Here is an 18,526-nt window from a genome sequence, read left to right as displayed (position 1 = left end):
GCCGACCGGGTCAGGAGCGGCGGCGACCGATCAACCCGCCGACGACCACGCCGAGCAGCGCGATGCCCGCACCGAAGAGCGCGCCCGGCAGGAACCCACCCGAGAGCAGCTCGGCGCCGCCTCCACCGGCCGCCTTGGCCGGCGCGGTGAACACCCGCGCCCCGTCGGCCGAGGCCACCGCCGCACCACCCGGCGGTACCGCGGCCACCGAGCCGTTGAGCGGCACCCCGGCCACCTCGACCGAGCCGGCCGGATCGGGCGCGAGAACCTCGGCCGGAGCGTTCAGCAACGAATCGACCGCGGCGAAGAACTCACCCGCGGTCTTCTTCGCGACCCCGGACAGCACCCGCTGCCCCACTCCCCCGACGGCCCCGCCGACCACCGCGTCCGCCGCGTACGACAACAGCGTGGTGCCCTCGGCGCCGTGCTCCAACGTCACCAGCACGTCCGCCGAGACCGTGCCCGGCGCCCCGGCACCCTTCGCACGCAGCACGAACGACGTCGGCTCCTGCTGGTCGGTGAGCCGCACGTCCCCGACGTACGACCCCTTGATCGACGCCACCCCCGCGGTCACGGTCATCCGGTACGCGTCGTCGCCGACCTGCTCGAGCTGCTGGCAGCCCGGGATCGTCCGCACCAGCACCGACGGGTCGTTCAGCGCCGCGTACACCCGCTCCACGGGCGCGTTCAGCGTGGCCTTGCCGTTGACCTTCATCTATTTGCTTCCTTCCGATGCCACGGCGTGCTGTTCACGGAGCGCCCAGAGTTCCGAGGGCGAGATCGGCATCCGGTTCACGAAGAAGCCCTCCGCGTCGGAGATCGCCGATGCGAACAGCGCCGCGGAGGGGATGACACCGGCCTCGCCGGCGCCCTTCACCCCGAGCGGGTTGAGCGGTGAGGGCGTCTCGAGGTGGTCGGTCTCGACCGTCGGCACCTCGGACGCGTACGGGATGAGGAAATCCATGTACGACGCGTTGAGCGGCTGGCCGTTCTCGTCGTAGACGATCCGCTCGTACAGGGCGCCGCCGACGCCCTGCGCGACACCGCCGTGGATCTGGCCCTCGACGATGCGCGGGTTGATCAGCGTGCCGCAGTCGTGCACGACGCAGTACCGCAGGATCTTGATCTCCGCGGTCTCCGGGTCGGTCTCGACGACCGCCGCGTGCATGCCGCTGGCGAACGTCGACCGGATCGGCGAGTAGTAGTCGGTGGCCTCCAGCCCCGGCTCGTCGTCCTCGTCGATCGGCGGTTTGCTCATGTCGGACGTGCCGGCGAACTGGGTGGCCCGCTTGGCTTCCTCGTCGAACGCGTAGCGCAGCGGGTTCGACAGCACCGCGACCGTGCGCAGCGGGATGCCGTCACCCGGAACGCCCTTCACCCGGACGACGCCGTCGACGATCTCCAGGTCCTTCGGGTCGGCCTCGAGCGCCTCCCCGGCGATGCGCAGCGCCTTGGCCCGTACTTTCCGGGCCGTCAGCGCCACCGCGTTGCCGCTCATCACCGCGGCCCTGGACGCGAACGTGCCGACCGCGTACTTGAAGCGCCGGGTGTCACCGGTGGTGACCGACACGTCGTCGACCGGCACGCCCAGCTCCTCGGCGGCGATCTGCGCGAACACGGTCTCGTGGCCCTGGCCCTGGGTGGTGAGGCCGGTGGCGACGACGACCTTGCCGGTGGTCTCCACCCGGACGAACGCGCCCTCGTACGGGCCGGGCCCGGTGCCTTCCACGTAACACGCGAGCCCGATGCCGACCCGGCGCCCCTCGGCGCGGGCCGCCTCCCGGATCGCCTCGAACTCGTCCCAGCCGACCAGCGCTTTGATCTTCTCCAGCGACGTCGGGTAGTCGCCCGAGTCGTAGATGAGCGGCCGGCCGTCCTGGAACGTCAGGTGGTGGTCGTAGGGCATGTCCTCGGGCTGGATGAAGTTGCGCTCCCGGACGAGCGCCCGATCGAGGCCGAGCGTGTCGGCGATCGCGTCCATCGTGCGTTCCATCGCGAACACACCCTGCGGACGCCCGGCGCCGCGGTACGGCGTCACGGTGACCGTGTTGGTGTACATCGACCGGAACTCGACCCGGTACGCACCGGGCTTGTACGGGCCGAGCAGCTGGGTGGACGTGACGATCGGGACGATGATGCCGTACGGCGTGTAGGCGCCGTTGTCGTGCCAGAACTCGACGTCCAGGCCGAGGACGTGGCCCTCGTCGTCGAAACCGACGGTGACTTTCTGCAGTTGGCCCCGCTCGTGCGTGGAGCTGATGAAGTGTTCGCGCCGGTCCTCGACCCACTTCACCTCGCGGCCGAGCTTGATCGCCGCCCAGGGGATCAGGACCTCTTCCGGCCACGGGTGCACGATCTTCACGCCGAAGCCGCCACCGACGTCGGGCGCGATCACCTCGACGCGGTCGACCGGCAGGTCGAGCTTCGCGGCCAGCGCGAACCGCACCGACGTCGACGCCTGCGTGGACGTGTAGACGGTCAGCGACCGGTCGGCGGCGTCCCAGCGCGCGTAGACGCCCTTGCCCTCCATCGGCATCGACGCCGAGCGTTCGATGTCCAGGTCGAGGCTCAACGTGTGGGGTGCCGCCGCGATCGCCGCCGGCGCGTCCCCGACCTCCTGCACGAGGTGCGCGGACACGTTGTCGTCGACGTCCGCGTGCACCCGGTGGGACGCCTCGACGGCCGCCGGGATGCCGACCACGGCCGGCAGCACCTCGTACTCGACGACGATGCGCTCGCACGCGTCCTCGGCGACGTACCGGTCGGTGGCCACGACCATGACGACGGCCTCGCCGACGTGCCTGGCGATGCCGTCGGCCAGCGGGGTGTTCACCCGCGGCGCGTGCAGCGCGGGGTGCGGGATCAGCAGCGGCAGCGGCTCCGACACCCGCGGATTCGGGTCGTCGGCGAGGTCCTCGTAGGTGTAGATCGCGACCAGACCCTCGACCTCGAGCGCCTCGGTGACGTCGACGTCGAGGATGCGGGCGTGGGCGTGCGGTGACCGGACGAACGCCACCGCGAGGGCGCCCTCGCCCAGGTCGTCGAGGTAGCGGCCGTTGCCGGACACCAGCCGGGGGTCTTCCCGGCGGGTCATCGGGACCCCGAACGCGCGGGTGACCATCAGGACTCCTTCTGGAGCTCGGCCGCGCGGAGCACCGACTTGACGATGTTCTGGTAGCCGGTGCAGCGGCAGAGGTTGCCGCCAATCGCCTCGCGCGCCTCCTCCTCCGTCGGTTCCGGGTTCTCGCGGAGGTAGGCCGTGATCGTCGTGACGAAGCCCGGGGTGCAGAACCCGCACTGCAGGCCGTGGCAGTCCACGAATGCCTGCTGCACCGGGCCCAGACCGCCGTCCGGGGCGCGGCAGCCCTCGACCGTGGTGATCTCGGCCCCGTCGACGCTCACCGCGAACAGCAGACAGGAGCGCATCGGACGACCGTCGACGAGCACCGTGCAGGAGCCGCAGACGCCGTGTTCGCACCCGAGGTGGGTGCCGGTGAGGCCCAGGTCGTGCCGGAGCGCGTCCGCGAGCAGGCGCCGGGAGGGCACGGAGGCGGTGCGGGGCACGCCGTTCACCGTGAACGTCACGTCGTGCTGGGTCATGCCGCGACCTCCGTTCTGGCCACCGCGTGGGCGGCGGCGGCTTTCAACGCCCGGCCGGTGAGCACGCCGGCGAGGTGGCGCCGGTACTCGGCCGTGGCGTGGATGTCTTCCTCGGGATCGACGACCGAGCTCGCGTACTTCCCGGCGGCCGACCAGTCAGCGGCATCGTAGGAGCGCCCTCCGACAAGTTCGGTGAAGTCCACCGTGACCGGCGTCGGCCCCATCGACACGTAGGTGCCGCGAGCCGACGCGATCCGCAGGTCCTCGTCCAGCGTCACCAGTGCGCCCAGGCCGCACATCGCGTAGTCGCCGTGGCGGCGGGAGACCTCCAGCCAGGCGCTGCCGGTGTGGCGGGCCGGGATCGGGAACGTCACGCTGGTCGCGAGCTCACCGGGCCGGGTGGCCGACTCGAGCGGCGCGAGGAAGAAGTCGTCGACCGGAACCACGCGGTTCCCGGACGCCGAGGCGAGCTGCACCGAACCGCCGAGCAGCGCGAGCACCGACGGCATCTCGCCGGCCGGGTCGGCGTGGACGATGCTGCCGACCGTGGTGCCCCGGTTGCGGATCGTCGGGTGGGCGACGTGGGTCAGGGCCTGACGGAGCAGCGGGAGGACGCGTTCGGCGTGCGCCGAGTGCTCGACGTCGGCGTGCCTGGCGATCGCTCCGACCGTGACCGCGTCGGTCGTGACGTCGATGCGGGCCAGGTCGGTGAGGCGGTTGATGTCCACCAGGTGGTGCGGCGCCGCCAGCCGCATGTTGAGCATCGGAACCAGACTCTGGCCGCCGGCCAGCACCTTCCCGTCCGCCCCCAGCTCGGCCAGGACACCGAGGGCTTCGTCCAGCGTCTCGGGACGGTGGTACTCGAACGCCGATGGTTTCATACCGCGATAGTCCCTCGCTCAGTCTCCCGGCGGCCGGTGCGCGGCCGCCGGGAGATCGATGTTCTACGGCTCCTTGTAGGCGCCGGGCTCGTTGACGACGAGCACCGCACCATCGGCGTCGTCGTTCTTCGGAGCCTCGCCCGATCGCTCGGCGAGCCACAGCTCTTTCAGGTGCGGCGGCGCGATGGCCTTCGCGATGTGGAATCCGACCACGGCCACGATCGTGCCCAGCGCGATGCCGGAGAGCGAGAAGTCGTCGGTGAACACCAGGCTGACGTTTCCGACACCGATGATGATGCCCGCGGCGGCCGGGACCAGGTTGATCGGGTTCGCGAAGTCGACCCGGTTCTCCCGCCAGATCTTGGCGCCGAGCAGGCCGATCATGCCGTAGAGCACGACCGTGATGCCGCCGAGCACACCGCCGGGGGTGGCCGAGACGACCGCGCCGAACTTGGGCGAGAACCCGAACAGGATCGCGACGATCGCGGCCACGTAGTACGCGGCGGTCGAGTAGACGCGGGTGGCGGCCATGACGCCGATGTTCTCCGCGTAGGTGGTGGTGGGCGAACCACCGAACGTCGACGCGACGACCGTGCCGACACCGTCGGCGGCGATCGCGCGGCCCATCATCGGGTCGAGGTCGTCACCGGTCATCTCCGCGACGGCCTTCACGTGGCCGGCGTTCTCCGCGATCAGCGCGATCACGGCCGGGAGCACCAGCAGGATCGCCGTCACGGTGAACGAGGGGAAGTGCCAGCCGACGACCTCTTTGCCGTCCGCGGCGACAGTGGTCTGCGACGGGAACCCGAGCCAGTCCGCCGACGTCACGCCGTCCCAGTTCACGCGCCAGTGCGTCGTCTCCTTGCCGGCGCCGGCGTCGTACGAGGTGATCTGGCCGAAGATCTTGTCGAAGACCCACGAGAGCACGTACCCGAAGACCAGCGCGAGGAAGATCGCGATCCGGCCGAGGAAGCCACGTACGCCGACCGCGACGACGATCACGAACAGCATCGTGATCAGCGCGATCCACTGGTCCTGGGGCCAGTACGTGCCGGCCACGACCGGCGCCAGGTTGAAGCCGATCAGCATGACGACCGCGCCGGTGACGACCGGCGGCAGCACGGAGTAGATCGCACGGGAACCGACGAAGTGGATCAGGACACCGACCAGCGCGAGCACCACGCCGGCGACGAGGATCGCGCCGGTCACCTCGGCCGAGTCACCGCCCTGGGCGCGGATCGCCGCGACACCACCGACGAACGCCGCGGAGGTGCCGAGGTAGCTCGGTACCTTCCCGCTGACGATCAGCAGGAAGATGATCGTCGCGACACCGCTGAGCATGATCGCGAGCTGCGCGTTCAGCCCCATGATCAACGGGAAGACGAACGTCGCCCCGAACATCGCGACGACGTGCTGCGCTCCCAGGCCGATCGTCCGCGGCCAGGACAGACGTTCCTCCGGCCGGACCACCCCGCCCGGCGGCGGTGCTTTGCCTCCGTGAACGACACTCCACCTGAATGCCATGTCCGAACCCCTTTTCAACCGCCCCGGTAATAGCGACGAATATCCGGGTCGGGTGACCTGGGTCTCATGGTCAAGACACCACTGACTAAGCACGCCGCCGTTGGCGGAACCTGCCGAGGGGTAGTTCGATTCGTCAGTAAATGTCGCCCACGTGATGTGACGGCAACGTGAACGACACGGGTCCGAGCGACGCCCGGGCGGTTCGTGCCTAGTCACAGCCGTATCAACTGAACTTCTGGCGACACCTAGCGTCATCACCACTATGGGGATTACCGGACGCGCTGCGCTCGTCCGGCTGGCAGTGCTGGCAGTGCTGTGGGGTTCGAGCTTTCTCTGGGCCGCCATCGCGTTGCGCGGCCTCCCGCCGGGCGTACTGACGGTGGTCCGGCTCGCTCTCGGCTCGGCACTGCTGCTGGCCGTCTGCCGGCTGCGTGGCGTACGCCTCCCCACCGAGCCGCGGGTCTGGCTGCACCTGGCCGTGGTCGCGGCGATCGGCAACGTCGTGCCGCTCCTGCTCTTCGCGTACGCGGTCCGCTCCATCGACTCCCACGTCGGCGGGATGCTGAACGCGACGACGCCGCTCTGGACGCTCGCGATCGGCGTCTGCCTCGGTGGGGTCGGCCCCGTCCGCGGTCGCTACCTCGGTGGCCTGGTCGCCGGGCTGGTCGGGACGCTGATGGTGATCGGCACCTGGCCGCCGGGCGAGGGCCTGCCCGCGGTGCCGACGATGCTCGGCCTGACCGCCGCGGCCAGCTACGGCGCCAGTTACGTGTACATCGACCGCTACATGTCGCGCCTCGACCGGCCGCCGATCGCGCTCGCCGCCGGCCAGCTCGTCGCCGGCACCGGCCTCGCGCTGATCGCCCTGCCGGTGACCGGCCCCCACTCGCTCGACGCCGTCCACCTCGGGCCGGAGGTCGTCGTCGCGACGATCGCGCTCGGCGCGTTCTGCACCGGCTTCGCGACCGTGCTGAACATCCGCCAGGTCGCGGACGTCGGTCCGGCCGCGTCGGTGGTGCTCTACCTGCTGCCGGTCGTCGCCGCGGTGCTCGGTTGGCTGGTGCTCGGCGAAAAAATCACTCCGCTGACGATCGTCGGAACTGCGATCGTGTTGGCCGGAGTGGCACTCACCAGGACTCCGCAGTCCGACACAGAGGAGAGAGCAGCAGGTGGTAGCGGTTCACGACTACGAGCTGGCACTGACCTGGACGGGTAACCAGGGCACCGGCACCAGCGCCTACCGGGCGTACAGCCGATCGCACGAGATCGTCGCGGACGGACGTCCGCCGCTCTACGGGTCGTCCGACCCGGCCTTCCGCGGTGAAACCGACCGCTGGAACCCCGAACTACTGCTCGTGGCGACGCTCTCCGCGTGCCACCTCATGTCGTACCTGCACGTGTGCGTGGAGGCCGGCGTGGTCGTCGTCGATTACACCGACGCACCGACCGGTTCGATGACGCAGACACCCGGCGGTGGTGGGCGCTTCACCCAGGTGACGCTCAACCCCCAGGTGACGCTGGCGCGGGCCAGCGCGGGCAAGGTCGAGCTGGCCACCCGCCTGCACCGCGACGCCAACGCTCGCTGTTTCATCGCCAGCTCGGTCAATTTCCCGGTCCACCACCAGCCGACGGTCGTGGTGGAGAGCTAGGCGCCCGGCTGCGCGGGAAGGCCTCGTCGCAGTACGGCCAGTTCTCGGCGAACCCACCGCGGGTCCGCCAGAGCTCCCGCGCAGCCCAGATGTTCCATTCCGGGTCGAACGCCCGCCGGGGTGTGCCGTCGAGTTCACGCAGGCGCCGGTCGGAGATCTGGAAGACACCCCAGTTCCGGCTCGTGTCGACGTTCGGCAGCACCCAGAACGGGTCGAGCAGCGACTGGCACTTCGCGATCGCGACGGCACGGTCCGGTTCCTCCGGGAACACGCGCCGGATCCGTTGCTCCACCTGTGCCGGAGTCCAGCTGCGCATCGACACGTCACCGGCGTAGAGCGCCCGTTTGGTGGCGTCGTCGACGACGCCGCGCACCGGTAACCCGGCCAGCACCTGGAAGGCGGTGACCCGGCGCAGCGTCTCCGGGCCGAAGTCCCCGTCGATCCCGATCTTCACGCCGGTCGCCGCCAGGAGGCGCTGGAGCTCCTCCACGCAGGTGTCGTGCTGACCCATGCTCACCGGGCCCTCGCACGCGGGTGAGAACAGCAGCTCGGAAGCGCGCGGCTCGGAGCCCCCGCCGGAGCTCGTGGTGAAGATCGTGGCGGCGACGACGACGGCGACCACCACGGCGACACCCGCCGCGAGCCACCAGGCGCGGCGGGATCGAGGAACCGGGGCGGTGGCATCGGCGGCCCCCGTGACCGTCGATGCCACCGCTTCGGTCGTCTCCTCCGCCTCGGCCGGCTCGGTTCGCCGGCCGGTGTCGGAGACGGCGGTCGCGGCCGGAGCGGGGGGAAGTCCGGCCGCGATCGCCGGGTTTCGTGGATCGGTCGCCCACAGCCGCTCGAGCAGCTGGAGCTCGTTTGCGGTCGCACCGCATGCTGCGGCGAACGATCGGACTACGCGGAAGTCAGCGGGAAACTGTTCCCCGCTGCAGTACCGGTGCAGCGTCGAGCTACCGACCCCTACTCGGCGTGCGAGCGCCTTGTAACTCTGGTTCGACCGTGCCTTCAATCCGCGGAGATACACCGCGACGTCGGCGGCCTCGGCGACTGATCCCATACGCACTCCCTGCCTCGGGCAAGGAGATTGTTTCTCATGTGGGCACGCCGACCCCCGGCACAGTCGGATCAGCCGATCAAGGCCATCCCATTCCTCTCACTGGAGCTGCCCGCCCTGCGCGGCGGCGAGCCGGGATCAGACTCACCGGTCGCGTGGTGGACCGCAAGGCGTTCACCTCGGGACGGGACGCGTCCCGGGATGGCACCGTGCTGACCAGGTGGGACGTGCGTGGGATGGGACGAGGTGGATCACAGCCCGCGGATCTCCAGCACCCGCAGGGCCAGCGCCAGGTCCAGCCGCAAGGCGGCGTCGTCGGTGAACGGGCCGACCAGCTTCTCCAGCTTCGTGATCCGGTAGCGCAACGTGTTGTAGTGGAAGTGCAGCCGCCGCGCGGCCTCGGCCACCGTGCAGTTGGTCTCCAGCAGCACCGCGAGCGTCCGACGCAGGTCCGCGTTCTCGGGGGTGTCCGCGGCCAGCTCCCCCAGCACCTCCTCCACGAACCCGCGCAGCTCCGACGTGTCCGGGATCAGCGACAGCAGCCGGTGCACGCCCAGCCGGTCGAAGCTGGCCCGCGCGCCGTCACCGTGCAGCCGGCGTCCGATCCGCACGGCTTTGCGGGCCTGCTCGTACGCGCGGGGCAACTCGTGCGGCGCGGACGCCGGCCGGGAGATGCCCAGCGAGAACGAGCGGCGCCCACCGCCGCCGTCGCCGACGACCTGGCGGACGAGCTCACCGACGGCACGCTCGACCGCGTCCGCACCTCCGCCGCCGGAGGGCAGGCCGAGCAGCACGACCACTTCCTGGTTGAAGTTCACCACCGGCGCCCGGGGGTCGCGCCAGCGCACGACCGACTGCCAGGCGGTGGCGAAGCGCTCCTGCACCGGCCGGAGCTCCGGAGCGGCGCCGACCGGCGTCGTCACCGGGTCCAGCTCGGCGACCACCGCGACCAGCGGCCGCTCGACGTCCCAGCCCAGCGTGCGTGCGTGCGCGACCGCGGCGGGCACGTCCTCCACCCGCCCGGTGAGCAGGTCACGCAGGAAGTCCGCCCGGTATTTGCCCTCGACCGCGTCGATGGCCAGCTGTTTGGTCACCGCGAGCGCGGCCACGGTGGCGGCCCGCTCCAACGAATAGACGTCGGCGGCGTCGAGCGGGGTGTCGGAGAACGCGACGATGCGGCCGTGGTCGATGCGGCCGGCCACTATCGGCACCGTGGTGTGGAAGCCGCCCTCGTGCGGGCGGACGCCGGTCGGCTCGTCGTCGACGCGGAAGCGGCCGGTCGGGTCGAAACAGCCGGTCCGCTGCAGGTCCTCGGCGTCGCCGGCGCGGGCGTTCACCCGCCCGTCAGGGGTCGTGACGATCACCGGACCACCGAGGATGCGGGTCAGCTCGGCCGCGAGGTCGTCGAGGCCACCACCTTCGAGCACGACGCTCACCAGCGCCCGGTGCACCTCGTCCGACCGGGCCAGCACCGAGGCCTGCCGGTGCAGCAGCGCGCTGAGCACCTCGTTGAGGATGTCGTCGAAGCCCACCGACTCGGCGACCTCGATGATCGGGAAGTTCCGCCGGTCGGCCTCGGCCAGCACGTCGGCCGGTAGCTCGTCCAGGTAGCGGTGCAGCTTGACCGCGAGCGCCGCCAGCCCGCGCTCGTCGAGCTCGCGGACCAGGTCGATCAGCTCGATCTTGCTGTGCTGCAGCGGGTAGCCGGTGGTGAGCAGCAGCTCGTGCGGCTTCACCCAGGGAAGGATGTCGGGTACTTCCATCACGTTGAGCCGCTGGACGACGCGGTCCAGCCCACCCTCGCCGGCCAGCACGCGGGCGCCCGTCAACGTGCTCGCATCGAGTACGTCACGTAGTGGCAATCCGACCGGAGATGCCGTCAAATTGGCCGAAGGACCCCGGCCATCCTTGGCAATTCTTCCCATGCCGACCACCGTAGACGCGGTCTTACCGTCAGCCAGGTGAGAGGGGGTGACATGACTCTTCCCGGGGCCGCATCCGTGGCTTTGGCGCCCGTTCTGAGCGGACCGACCCGGAGCGTCACGGTCACCGCCTCACTGTCGCGCGCGCTGTATCTGGCCACCGGCGATCCGCGGGTGCCCGCGCTGTGCGTCGCCGCCGACGCGGTGCGTGTTCCGTGCGCGGTGCTGCTCGGCCCCGGCGTCCCGGTTCCGGCCCGGCCGGTCGGTTCACCCGCCCGGATCGGCGACGGCCGCGTCGAGTTCGGCGACCACGCCGTGACGGTCACCCGCTGGTGGCGTCCGCCCCGCCCACGGGTGCGGCTCTCCGCTGTCGACGCCCGGCAGCGAGCCCTGAGCGCGCACACCGGCGCCGACGCCGTCTACACGCTGGCCGACCGGGTGCTGGCCGACGGAGACGCCGATCGGGCGGTGACGGAGCTGTTGGGCCGGGGCGAGGGCCTGACCCCGCTGGGCGACGACATCCTGTCGGGGACCCTCGTCACACTGCTAGCCGGGGGACATCCGACCGGACAGCTCATCGCCTCGACGGTCTCGGCCCAGCTGGCCGCCCGGCCGGGCGCCACCACGGCGGTCTCGGCCGCGTTACTCACCCACGCCGCCCGGGGCGAGTGCATCCCGGAGCTCGCCGCCGTGCTCACCGACCCGCTCGAGTCGCTCGATTCCGCCGTCGAGGCCCTGCTCGGCGTGGGTCACTCCTCCGGCAGCGGGCTGCTGTACGGCGTCCGCAAGGGGTTGGACGTTCTAACCGGACCGAAGGGATTGGTGAAGTGACCGCTTTGCACCATATTGAGCTGCGGCGTGGCACGTACCGCGACTCGGTCCAGCTGCTCCAGGTGAGTCAGGCCGTCGCCGGCCTCGACGGGGTGACCGACGCGATGGTGGCGATGGGCACCGACCTCAACCGCGAGCTGATCGCCGGGATGGGCTTCACGCTGCCCGACGACGCCACCCCCGGCGACATGATCGTGGCCATCGCCGCCGCCGACGAGACGACGCGCGACTCGGCGCTCGCCGCACTCGAGTCGGCGCTGACCGCAAAAACCCCGTCGGCGAGCACGGACGCCACCCAGCCGGAGCTGCGCACCGTCGGGGCAGCGGTGACCGCCGCCGAGGCCGACCTGGTGCTGATCTCCACCCCGGGCCGCTACGCGTTCGCCGACGCGGTCGACGCGCTGGACGCCGGCGCCTCGGTGCTCGTGTTCAGCGACAACGTGCCGGTCGAGCAGGAGATCGCGCTCAAGGACCTGGCCGCCGAGCGTGGGCTGCTGGTGATGGGGCCGGACTGCGGCACCGCGGTGGTCGGTGGCGTCGGGCTGGGCTTCGCGAACGTAGTGCGGCCCGGTCCGATCGGGCTGGTCGCGGCGTCCGGGACCGGAGCGCAGCAGGTGCTGGCGCTGCTGGACGCGGCCGGGGTGGGCGTTTCGCACTGCCTGGGGGTCGGTGGGCGCGACCTGTCCGCCGCCGTGGCCGGGCGTTCGACGCTGGCCGCGCTCGACGCGCTGGACGCCGACCCGGCGACCGAGACCATCCTGGTGATCTCCAAGCCGCCCGCTCCCGAAGTCGCCGACGCCGTGCGCGCGCACGCGGCGAAGCTCTCCAAGCCCGTCGTGTTCGGCCTGCTGGGCAGCGGTCGCCCCGACCTGACCGCGGTCGTCACCGAGGTGCTCGGGGCCGACGCGCCGGCCTCGTGGCCGAAGTGGCTGCCCACGGACGAGCCGCGTGACCTGGTCGCCCCGTTCAGCATCGGCACCGGTTCGCTCCGCGGCCTGTTCAGCGGCGGGACGCTCGCCGACGAGGCGATGGTGATCGCGTCCGCGACGCTCGGCCCGATCGCGTCGAACATCCCGCTCGACCCCGCCTGGGCGCTGGGCAGCGACCTGACGACCGACGGCCACGCGATGATCGACTTCGGCGACGACGCGCTGACCGCCGGACGTCCGCACCCGATGATCGACGGCACGCTGCGGCTGGCTCGGCTGGCCGTCGAGGCGGCGGATCCGTCGTGCCGGGTCGTGCTGCTCGACGTCGTACTCGGGCACGGCGCCCATCCCGACCCGGCGTCGGAGTTGGCGCCCGCGATCGCGGCCGCGCTGACCTCCGCCGACCGGCCGTTCGACGTCGTCGTCGCGCTGATCGGCACGTCGGATGACCCCCAGGGGCTGGCCCGCCAGGCCGCCGAGCTGAGCGGCGTCGGAGCCTGGGTCTTCCTGTCCAACGCCGAAGCCGCTCGCGAAGCCGTCGCGATCCTGAAGCCCTCCGAGGTGACCGAATGACGCTTTTGTCAGGCGAACCGACGATTGTCACGGCAGGTGTCGACCTGTTCAGCGAGGCCCTGACCGCCCAGGCCGCCGCCGTGACCCCGGTGGCGTGGCAGCCGCCGGTCGGCTCCGAGGACGCGTTGGCGCGGGTGATGGCCGACCGTCGGCGGTTGGCGGCGAACGAGACCGCGCTGGAGCGCATGCTCGCGGCGGGCGCGACGCTCGTCGACGTCCGGCCGGCCTCGGAGGTCGTGGGGCTCTCGGCCGGGCAGTTCCGGCACGCCGGGCCGCCGATCACCTGGGAACGCGCGTCCGGGCCGCTGCGCGGTGCGCTGATCGGCGCCACGTTGTTCGAAGGGCTGGCCGCCACCACCGAGGACGCCACCGATCTCCTGTCGGGTGGCGCGGTGGAGTGGGCACCCTGCCACTCCGACGGCGGAGTGGGCCCGATGGCCGGCGTCGTGTCCCCGTCGATGTGGGTGTTCGTGCTGCGTGACGAGGCGCACGACCGGACGTCGTGGTGCTCGCTGAACGAGGGGTTGGGCAAGGTGCTGCGGTACGGCGCCTACGGCCCGGAGGTGATCGACCGGCTGCGTTGGATGTCGTCCGTACTCGGGCCCGCGCTGCAGGCCGCGGTGCGTGAACACGGACCGGTCGACGTCAAGGGCATCATCGCGCAGATGGTCCAGATGGGCGACGAGGGCCACAACCGCAACCGCGCGGGCACGCTCATGCTGCTCCGAGACCTGATGCCCGCGATGATCGACGCCGGGGTGGCATCGTCGGACGTGGCGGACGTCGCCCGGTTCGTGGGCGGCAACGACCACTTCTTCCTCAACCTGGTGATGCCGGCGTGCAAGCTGCAGACCGCGGCGGCGTCCGACATCCCCGGGTCGACGGTCGTCACGACGATGGCGCGCAACGGCACCGACTTCGGGATCCAGGTGTCGGGCACCGGTGACCAGTGGTTCACCGGCCCGGCGAACACCCCGCAGGGCCTGTTCCTGGGTTCGTACGGACCGGACGACGCGAACCCCGACATCGGCGACTCGGCGATCACCGAGACCGCGGGCATCGGCGGGTTCGCGATGGCCAGCGCACCGGCGATCGTGCGCTTCGTCGGCGGCACGGTGCCGGACGCGCTGCGGACCAGCCGGGAGATGTACGGGATCACGACCGGGGAGAACCCCGCCTACGCGCTGCCGATCCTCGACTTCCGCGGCGCGGCGACCGGCATCGACGTGACGAAGGTGGTCCGTTCGGGCGTGCTGCCACAGATCAACACCGGCATGGCGGGCCGCGTCGCGGGCGTGGGGCAGGTCGGGGCGGGTCTGGTGACGCCCCCGATGGAGTGCTTCACCGCGGCGCTGGACGCGCTGGGCGAGGCGGCCCCGCCGGTGGGGTGACCACTTCGTTGTGGTCCCGGTGCGGGTGGGTTGCGCGGGGCGGTTTCCACTGCGGTGCCCGGGTCCGGCGTCGATGAGTCGGGTGCGAGGGTCGCTGCCCCTCCTGCGGCACCCCCCGCAGCTGCCGGAGTTCGGACCCCACGGCGGCCCTCGCAACTAGAACGCCGGTCCGGGCCACCCCCCGCGGTCCGACCGGCCCGGTTCGCCACGGCAACCCCCCGCCGCCCCACGAACCGTGCACGCCGCCGCTCCGAGTGCCACCGCCCCCGGCACGCGGAGCGGCGGCTCTGCGTTGAACCGTTCGTGCAGGTTGATCAGGCCCGACCGGGGTACGGCAGGATGGCGGGCATGAACCCGCAGGTCGGCTACCCGAGCCACGCGCCGTCCGGGCCGGCCGCCCCGCCGGCCCCGTCCAGACCCGTCGATCGCCTGCTGGCCCGGATCCTCGACGGAACAATCCTGTTCAGCCCGATCGTCCTGTTATTCGTCGTGCTGTTCGGTGTTCCGCTGTTCCTGTCGCTGGCCAGCAGCGAGGGCAACGGGGCCTCCGAGGAGGGCGTCCTGCTCTGGATGCTCCTGGCGTTCCTCGGGTACGCGCTGGCGACGGCGGCGACCGGGCTCCTGACCTACTGGTACGCGGTGAACTACCAGTTCAGGAACGGCGGGCAGACGCTCGGCAAGCGCTGGCGGCGGATCCGGGTGGTGGGTGTCGACGGGTCCGCGGTGACGCCCTCCCAGGCCCGCAAGCGCTGGCTGGCCTCGGACGGGGTGTCGGTGCTCGGCGGCATCCCCTTCGTGGGAGCGCTGCTCGGCGTCTACGTACTCTTGGACAACCTGTGGCTGCTCTGGGACAAGCCCCACCGGCAGTGTGTGCACGACAAGTACGCGAAGACGATCGTGGTGAAAGCAGCAGATGGGTGAGGTGATTCGGTGACCCCGATCCCCGGTTGGTATCCCGACCCGGCGGATCCGGACACGCAGCGGTACTGGGACGGCGAGCAGTGGCTCGGCGCCCCGTTGCCCGTGGGTGCCACCCCGCCGCCCGGCCCTCCACCCGTCGAGCCGCCCGCTCCGGCCGCGGCCCCGTCCGCGCCGACGCCACCGGCCTCGCAGGCCGGTTGGACCCCCGGATGGACGCCACCCGCGTCCGGCGCAGGCGGTGCCCCGTCCGGCGCCTCCGGCGCAGGCGGTTCCACTCCGCCCGGCGCCCCGAGCCCGCCCAGTGCCCCGAGCTGGGCTCCGCCCGGCAGCGAAAAGGGCGCGGGAGCCCCGCAGAACCCCGGCTCGTTCGGGGGCGTCAACGCACCGGGCAAACCACGCTGGGGCCAGCCGCCGGTGCAGCTCCCACCGGTGCCCCCGGGCCACATCCGCCTGCCCGGCACCACCACGACGATGCCGATCGACACCACCAAGCTGGCGCCGCTCGGCCTGCGCGTGGTCGCCCGCCTCATCGACATCACCGCGGTGTTCCTGCTCTGCCTGGTCGTCAACGGCTACTTCTACCTGCAGTTCGCCGAGCAGGTCGGGCCCAACATCAACGACATCCTGGTCGGGCAGGAGACGCTCTCGGACGAGGCGAGCCGCCTCAACTGGATCATCTTCGTGCTGACGATCGGCCTCTGGTTCGCCTACGAGGTGCCGGCCACCGCGAACAGCGGCCAGACGCTCGGCAAGCGCATCGTCGGCATCCGGGTCATCCGGGTCGTCGACGACAAGTCGCTGACGTTCGGCCAGTCGATCCGCCGCTGGCTGATCCTGATGCTGCCGAGCCCCGCGGTGAGCTTCCTGTGCGGTCTGCCGCTGCAGATCGCCGACCTGCTGTGGTGTCTCTGGGACCGCCCGGCCCGCCAGTGCCTCCACGACAAGGCCGTGACCTCGATCGTGGTCCGGTCGGCCGCGGTGCCGGCGCCCGAGAAGGTCAAGGTCGAGAAATGAGGAGCCCCCGATGCCAATGAACTCTTTTCAACCTCATGGCTCCTCTCAGGCTGAGTTCCGCCCGCAGCGGTCGGTCGAAAAGAATTCACTGACCCGCGCCGACCTGGACACGATTCCCCGTTACGTCGCCGGCAAGAACCCGAGCGACGTGGCCCGGGAGTCGGGCGTCCCGCAAGCGGTGAAGCTGGCCAGCAACGAGGTGCCGTTCGGTCCGCTGCCCGGCGTCGTCGAGGCGGTCGCGGAGGCGGTGGCGCAGACCCACCGCTACCCCGACCCCGGTGTGGTCGCGCTGCGCGGCCGGCTCGGGGAGCGCTACGGCGTCGCCCCCGACCGCCTGGTGTCCGGCTGCGGCTCGGTGGCGCTGGCCGAGCACATCGTGCGTGCCGCGGTGCTGCCCGGCGACGAGGTGCTCTACTCGTGGCGCTCGTTCGAGGCCTACCCGATCATCACGACGTCGTGCGGCGGCACCAGCGTCCGGGTGGCGAACACCGACGACCACGCCCACGACCTGGACGCGATGGCCGCGGCGGTCACCGACCGCACCCGGGTCGCGATCGTGTGCACGCCGAACAACCCCACCGGTCCGGCCGTGCCCCGGGAGGACCTGGAGCGGTTCCTGGACCGGGTCGGGCCGGACGTGCTGGTCGTCATCGACGAGGCGTACCGGGAGTTCGTCCGTGACCCCGCGGTTCCCGACGGGCTCGACGTGGCCCGCAACCGCCCGAACGTCGTCGTGCTGCGGACGATGTCGAAGGCCTGGGGCCTGGCCGGCATCCGGGTCGGCTGGATGGCCGCCGACCCGCAGGTGGCCGAGGCCGTGCGCAAGGTCGTCACGCCGTTCTCGGTGAACCACGTCGCCCAGGCGGCGGCACTGGCCGCGTTGGACGCCGAGGACGAGATGAAGCGGCGGGTCGACATCGTGGTGGCCGAGCGCTCCCGGGTGCACGCGGCCGTCCGGGCGCTCCGGAGCGACGTCCCGGACACCCAGGCCAACTTCGTCTGGCTGCCGCTCGGCGACGACGCGCTCGACTTCGCCGCGGGCTGCGAGAAGCGTGGCGTCATCGTGCGGCCGTTCGCCGGCGACGGGGTCCGCGTGACGATCGGTACCCCGGCCGAGAACGACATGTTCCTCAGCGCGGCGAGTGAGCTACTCGCCTGAGGTAGTCCCGGAGCACGGGGACGAGCTGGGCCAGCGACGCCACGTCGACCCATTCCTCGTCCCCGTGGTGGCCGCCGCCGATCGGGCGGGTGACCGCGCACGGTACGCCGATCGCGGCGTACTGGGCCGCGTCGCTCGAGCCGAACGACAGGCAGCTCCCGCAGGACACCCCGGTCACCCGCTCGACGCTGCGCGCGAACTCCGCGAGCAGCGGGTCGGTGAGGTCGTGCTTGACCGGGGGAAAGAGCACGAGCAGCTCGAGGTCCGCGCCGTGCCGCCGACAGATCTCGGCGACGTCACGCTCCACCTCGGCGAGTTCCGCCGGCCCCATCACCCGGATGTCGAGCACGGCTTCGGCCTGGTCGGGCAACTGGTTCGGGGCGGTGCCGGCCCGCAGGAAGCTGATGTTCAGCGTGTCGACGTGGGGATCCTCGACCGGGAAGCGGCGGCGGATGTCACCGAGCAGGTCGAGGAGCTTGAACGACGCGCTCTCCCCGGTCCACGGCCGGGATCCGTGCACGGGAACGCCGTACGTGCTCACGCGCACCCGCCAGGCGCCCTTGGCCACTTCCTCCAGCTGCCAGTTGTCGCCGCCGTCCGGCAGCACCGCCACCCGCGGCCGGTAGCCCTCCTCCTGGAGCAGCAGCTTCACGCCGAGGTCGCGGGTCTCCTCGTCGGTCGTGATCATCACGCCGAGGTCGTACTGCCCCAGCTCGGGCCCGAGTTCGTCGATCAACGCCAGGTAGGCCGCGATCGCGCCCTTCATGTCGAACACACCGCGGCCGATGGCCCGGCCGCCGTCGCGCTTCAGCGTGAACAAATGCTCCGGCCCCGGGACGACGTCCAGGTGGGCGGTGAGCATGACCGCGGGTGACAGCGTCGGGCGCACGGTGGCCACCAGCGCCCCGAAACCGTCCTGGTCGAACCGGCGGACCACCAGGCCACGCTCGGCGAGGAACCCACCGATGAAGTCGAGGCCCTCCTCGCACGCGGCAAGGTTCCCGGACACGGTGGGCAGCTCCACCAAGCGTTCCAGGATCGCCAGCAGAGGCTTCACCGCACCTGGATCGGCCAC

Annotated in this window: 16 protein-coding genes; 8 read left to right on the top strand and 8 right to left on the bottom strand. The window is 71.4% G+C overall.

From position 1 onward, the window contains the following. Positions 1 to 10: 10 nt before the first annotated feature. The 5 genes from ABD437_RS40190 to ABD437_RS40170 all read right to left on the bottom strand — a co-directional run bounded on the left by ABD437_RS40190 (position 11) and on the right by ABD437_RS40170 (position 6,005). The gene (locus tag ABD437_RS40190) at positions 11 to 715 is read right to left on the bottom strand and encodes an SRPBCC family protein (protein ID WP_344654243.1); all 705 of its coding nucleotides are present in this window, start codon (positions 713 to 715) and stop codon (positions 11 to 13) included. Continuing rightward, a complete protein-coding gene (cutA, locus tag ABD437_RS40185; protein WP_344654242.1) occupies positions 716 to 3,121 on the bottom strand; it encodes an aerobic carbon-monoxide dehydrogenase large subunit in 2,406 nt (801 codons plus the stop codon). Then, positions 3,121 to 3,600: a (2Fe-2S)-binding protein gene (locus ABD437_RS40180; protein WP_344654241.1), complete on the bottom strand. Its 480-nt coding sequence runs from the start codon at positions 3,598 to 3,600 to the stop codon at positions 3,121 to 3,123. The genes cutA and ABD437_RS40180 overlap by 1 nt, the downstream gene beginning before the upstream one ends. Then, positions 3,597 to 4,481 carry an FAD binding domain-containing protein gene (locus tag ABD437_RS40175; RefSeq protein ID WP_344654240.1) on the bottom strand — a complete coding sequence of 295 codons (885 nt, stop codon included), beginning with the start codon at positions 4,479 to 4,481 and terminating at the stop codon, positions 3,597 to 3,599. Before ABD437_RS40175 ends, ABD437_RS40180 begins: the two co-directional genes overlap by 4 nt. A 63-nt stretch (positions 4,482 to 4,544) precedes the next feature. After that, entirely contained in the window at positions 4,545 to 6,005 is a 1,461-nt protein-coding gene (locus ABD437_RS40170) for a uracil-xanthine permease family protein (RefSeq protein ID WP_344654239.1), read from the bottom strand. Positions 6,006 to 6,267: 262 nt separating this feature from the next. On the opposite strand from ABD437_RS40170, the gene ABD437_RS40165 reads away from it, so the two are divergent. After that, complete coding sequence (locus ABD437_RS40165) at positions 6,268 to 7,221, top strand: DMT family transporter (RefSeq protein WP_344654238.1); 954 nt, start codon at positions 6,268 to 6,270, stop codon at positions 7,219 to 7,221. After that, positions 7,175 to 7,654 carry an OsmC family protein gene (locus tag ABD437_RS40160; RefSeq protein ID WP_344654237.1) on the top strand — a complete coding sequence of 160 codons (480 nt, stop codon included), beginning with the start codon at positions 7,175 to 7,177 and terminating at the stop codon, positions 7,652 to 7,654. The genes ABD437_RS40165 and ABD437_RS40160 overlap by 47 nt, the downstream gene beginning before the upstream one ends. On the opposite strand, the gene ABD437_RS40155 is transcribed toward ABD437_RS40160, so the two are convergent. Together ABD437_RS40155 and ABD437_RS40150 are read right to left on the bottom strand one after the other, a co-directional pair. Further along, entirely contained in the window at positions 7,608 to 8,714 is a 1,107-nt protein-coding gene (locus ABD437_RS40155; RefSeq protein ID WP_344654236.1) for a helix-turn-helix domain-containing protein, read from the bottom strand. The two genes, ABD437_RS40160 and ABD437_RS40155, sit on opposite strands and share 47 nt — an antisense overlap. Before the next feature lie 248 nt (positions 8,715 to 8,962). After that, positions 8,963 to 10,636 (bottom strand): PucR family transcriptional regulator, encoded by a 1,674-nt coding sequence (locus ABD437_RS40150; RefSeq protein ID WP_344654235.1) that lies wholly within the window; start codon positions 10,634 to 10,636, stop codon positions 8,963 to 8,965. Positions 10,637 to 10,687: 51 nt separating this feature from the next. Between ABD437_RS40150 and ABD437_RS40145 the strand changes: the two genes are divergently transcribed. From ABD437_RS40145 to hisC, 6 genes are all read left to right on the top strand, one after another. After that, complete coding sequence (locus ABD437_RS40145) at positions 10,688 to 11,464, top strand: oxamate carbamoyltransferase subunit AllH family protein (RefSeq protein WP_344654234.1); 777 nt, start codon at positions 10,688 to 10,690, stop codon at positions 11,462 to 11,464. Continuing rightward, positions 11,461 to 12,966, top strand: a complete 1,506-nt coding sequence (locus ABD437_RS40140; protein WP_344654233.1) for an AllF/FdrA family protein — start codon at positions 11,461 to 11,463, stop codon at positions 12,964 to 12,966. The genes ABD437_RS40145 and ABD437_RS40140 overlap by 4 nt, the downstream gene beginning before the upstream one ends. Further along, positions 12,963 to 14,357 carry a YlbE family protein gene (locus ABD437_RS40135; RefSeq protein ID WP_344654232.1) on the top strand — a complete coding sequence of 465 codons (1,395 nt, stop codon included), beginning with the start codon at positions 12,963 to 12,965 and terminating at the stop codon, positions 14,355 to 14,357. The genes ABD437_RS40140 and ABD437_RS40135 overlap by 4 nt, the downstream gene beginning before the upstream one ends. A 348-nt stretch (positions 14,358 to 14,705) precedes the next feature. Next, a complete protein-coding gene (locus tag ABD437_RS40130; protein ID WP_344654231.1) occupies positions 14,706 to 15,278 on the top strand; it encodes an RDD family protein in 573 nt (190 codons plus the stop codon). Positions 15,279 to 15,287: 9 nt separating this feature from the next. After that, positions 15,288 to 16,292 (top strand): RDD family protein, encoded by a 1,005-nt coding sequence (locus ABD437_RS40125; protein WP_344654230.1) that lies wholly within the window; start codon positions 15,288 to 15,290, stop codon positions 16,290 to 16,292. Between the two features lie 10 nt (positions 16,293 to 16,302). Continuing rightward, on the top strand, positions 16,303 to 17,451 hold the full coding sequence (gene hisC / locus ABD437_RS40120; RefSeq protein ID WP_344654229.1) for a histidinol-phosphate transaminase: 1,149 nt from the start codon (positions 16,303 to 16,305) through the stop codon (positions 17,449 to 17,451). Here the strand turns inward: hisC and ABD437_RS40115 are convergent. Next, a complete protein-coding gene (locus ABD437_RS40115; RefSeq protein WP_344654228.1) occupies positions 17,423 to 18,508 on the bottom strand; it encodes a M20 family metallopeptidase in 1,086 nt (361 codons plus the stop codon). The two genes, hisC and ABD437_RS40115, sit on opposite strands and share 29 nt — an antisense overlap. Positions 18,509 to 18,526: the final 18 nt, after the last annotated feature.

The organism is Cryptosporangium japonicum, from assembly GCF_039524755.1.
Taxonomy (GTDB): domain Bacteria; phylum Actinomycetota; class Actinomycetes; order Mycobacteriales; family Cryptosporangiaceae; genus Cryptosporangium; species Cryptosporangium japonicum.
Note: the sequence above shows the minus strand (reverse complement) of the source record. Positions and strands in the feature narration are given on the sequence as shown.

What these genes read in the sequence shown, in the direction of transcription:
- cutA (WP_344654242.1), bottom strand. Translation starts at nt 3,121, where the DNA reads ATGGTCACCCGCGCGTTCGGGGTCCCGATGACCCGCCGGGAAGACCCC.
- ABD437_RS40190 (WP_344654243.1), bottom strand. Translation starts at nt 715, where the DNA reads ATGAAGGTCAACGGCAAGGCCACGCTGAACGCGCCCGTGGAGCGGGTG.
- ABD437_RS40150 (WP_344654235.1), bottom strand. Translation starts at nt 10,636, where the DNA reads ATGGGAAGAATTGCCAAGGATGGCCGGGGTCCTTCGGCCAATTTGACG.
- hisC (WP_344654229.1), top strand. Translation starts at nt 16,303, where the DNA reads ATGCCAATGAACTCTTTTCAACCTCATGGCTCCTCTCAGGCTGAGTTC.
- ABD437_RS40155 (WP_344654236.1), bottom strand. Translation starts at nt 8,714, where the DNA reads ATGGGATCAGTCGCCGAGGCCGCCGACGTCGCGGTGTATCTCCGCGGA.
- ABD437_RS40175 (WP_344654240.1), bottom strand. Translation starts at nt 4,481, where the DNA reads ATGAAACCATCGGCGTTCGAGTACCACCGTCCCGAGACGCTGGACGAA.
- ABD437_RS40170 (WP_344654239.1), bottom strand. Translation starts at nt 6,005, where the DNA reads ATGGCATTCAGGTGGAGTGTCGTTCACGGAGGCAAAGCACCGCCGCCG.
- ABD437_RS40145 (WP_344654234.1), top strand. Translation starts at nt 10,688, where the DNA reads ATGACTCTTCCCGGGGCCGCATCCGTGGCTTTGGCGCCCGTTCTGAGC.
- ABD437_RS40135 (WP_344654232.1), top strand. Translation starts at nt 12,963, where the DNA reads ATGACGCTTTTGTCAGGCGAACCGACGATTGTCACGGCAGGTGTCGAC.
- ABD437_RS40165 (WP_344654238.1), top strand. Translation starts at nt 6,268, where the DNA reads ATGGGGATTACCGGACGCGCTGCGCTCGTCCGGCTGGCAGTGCTGGCA.
- ABD437_RS40180 (WP_344654241.1), bottom strand. Translation starts at nt 3,600, where the DNA reads ATGACCCAGCACGACGTGACGTTCACGGTGAACGGCGTGCCCCGCACC.
- ABD437_RS40130 (WP_344654231.1), top strand. Translation starts at nt 14,706, where the DNA reads ATGAACCCGCAGGTCGGCTACCCGAGCCACGCGCCGTCCGGGCCGGCC.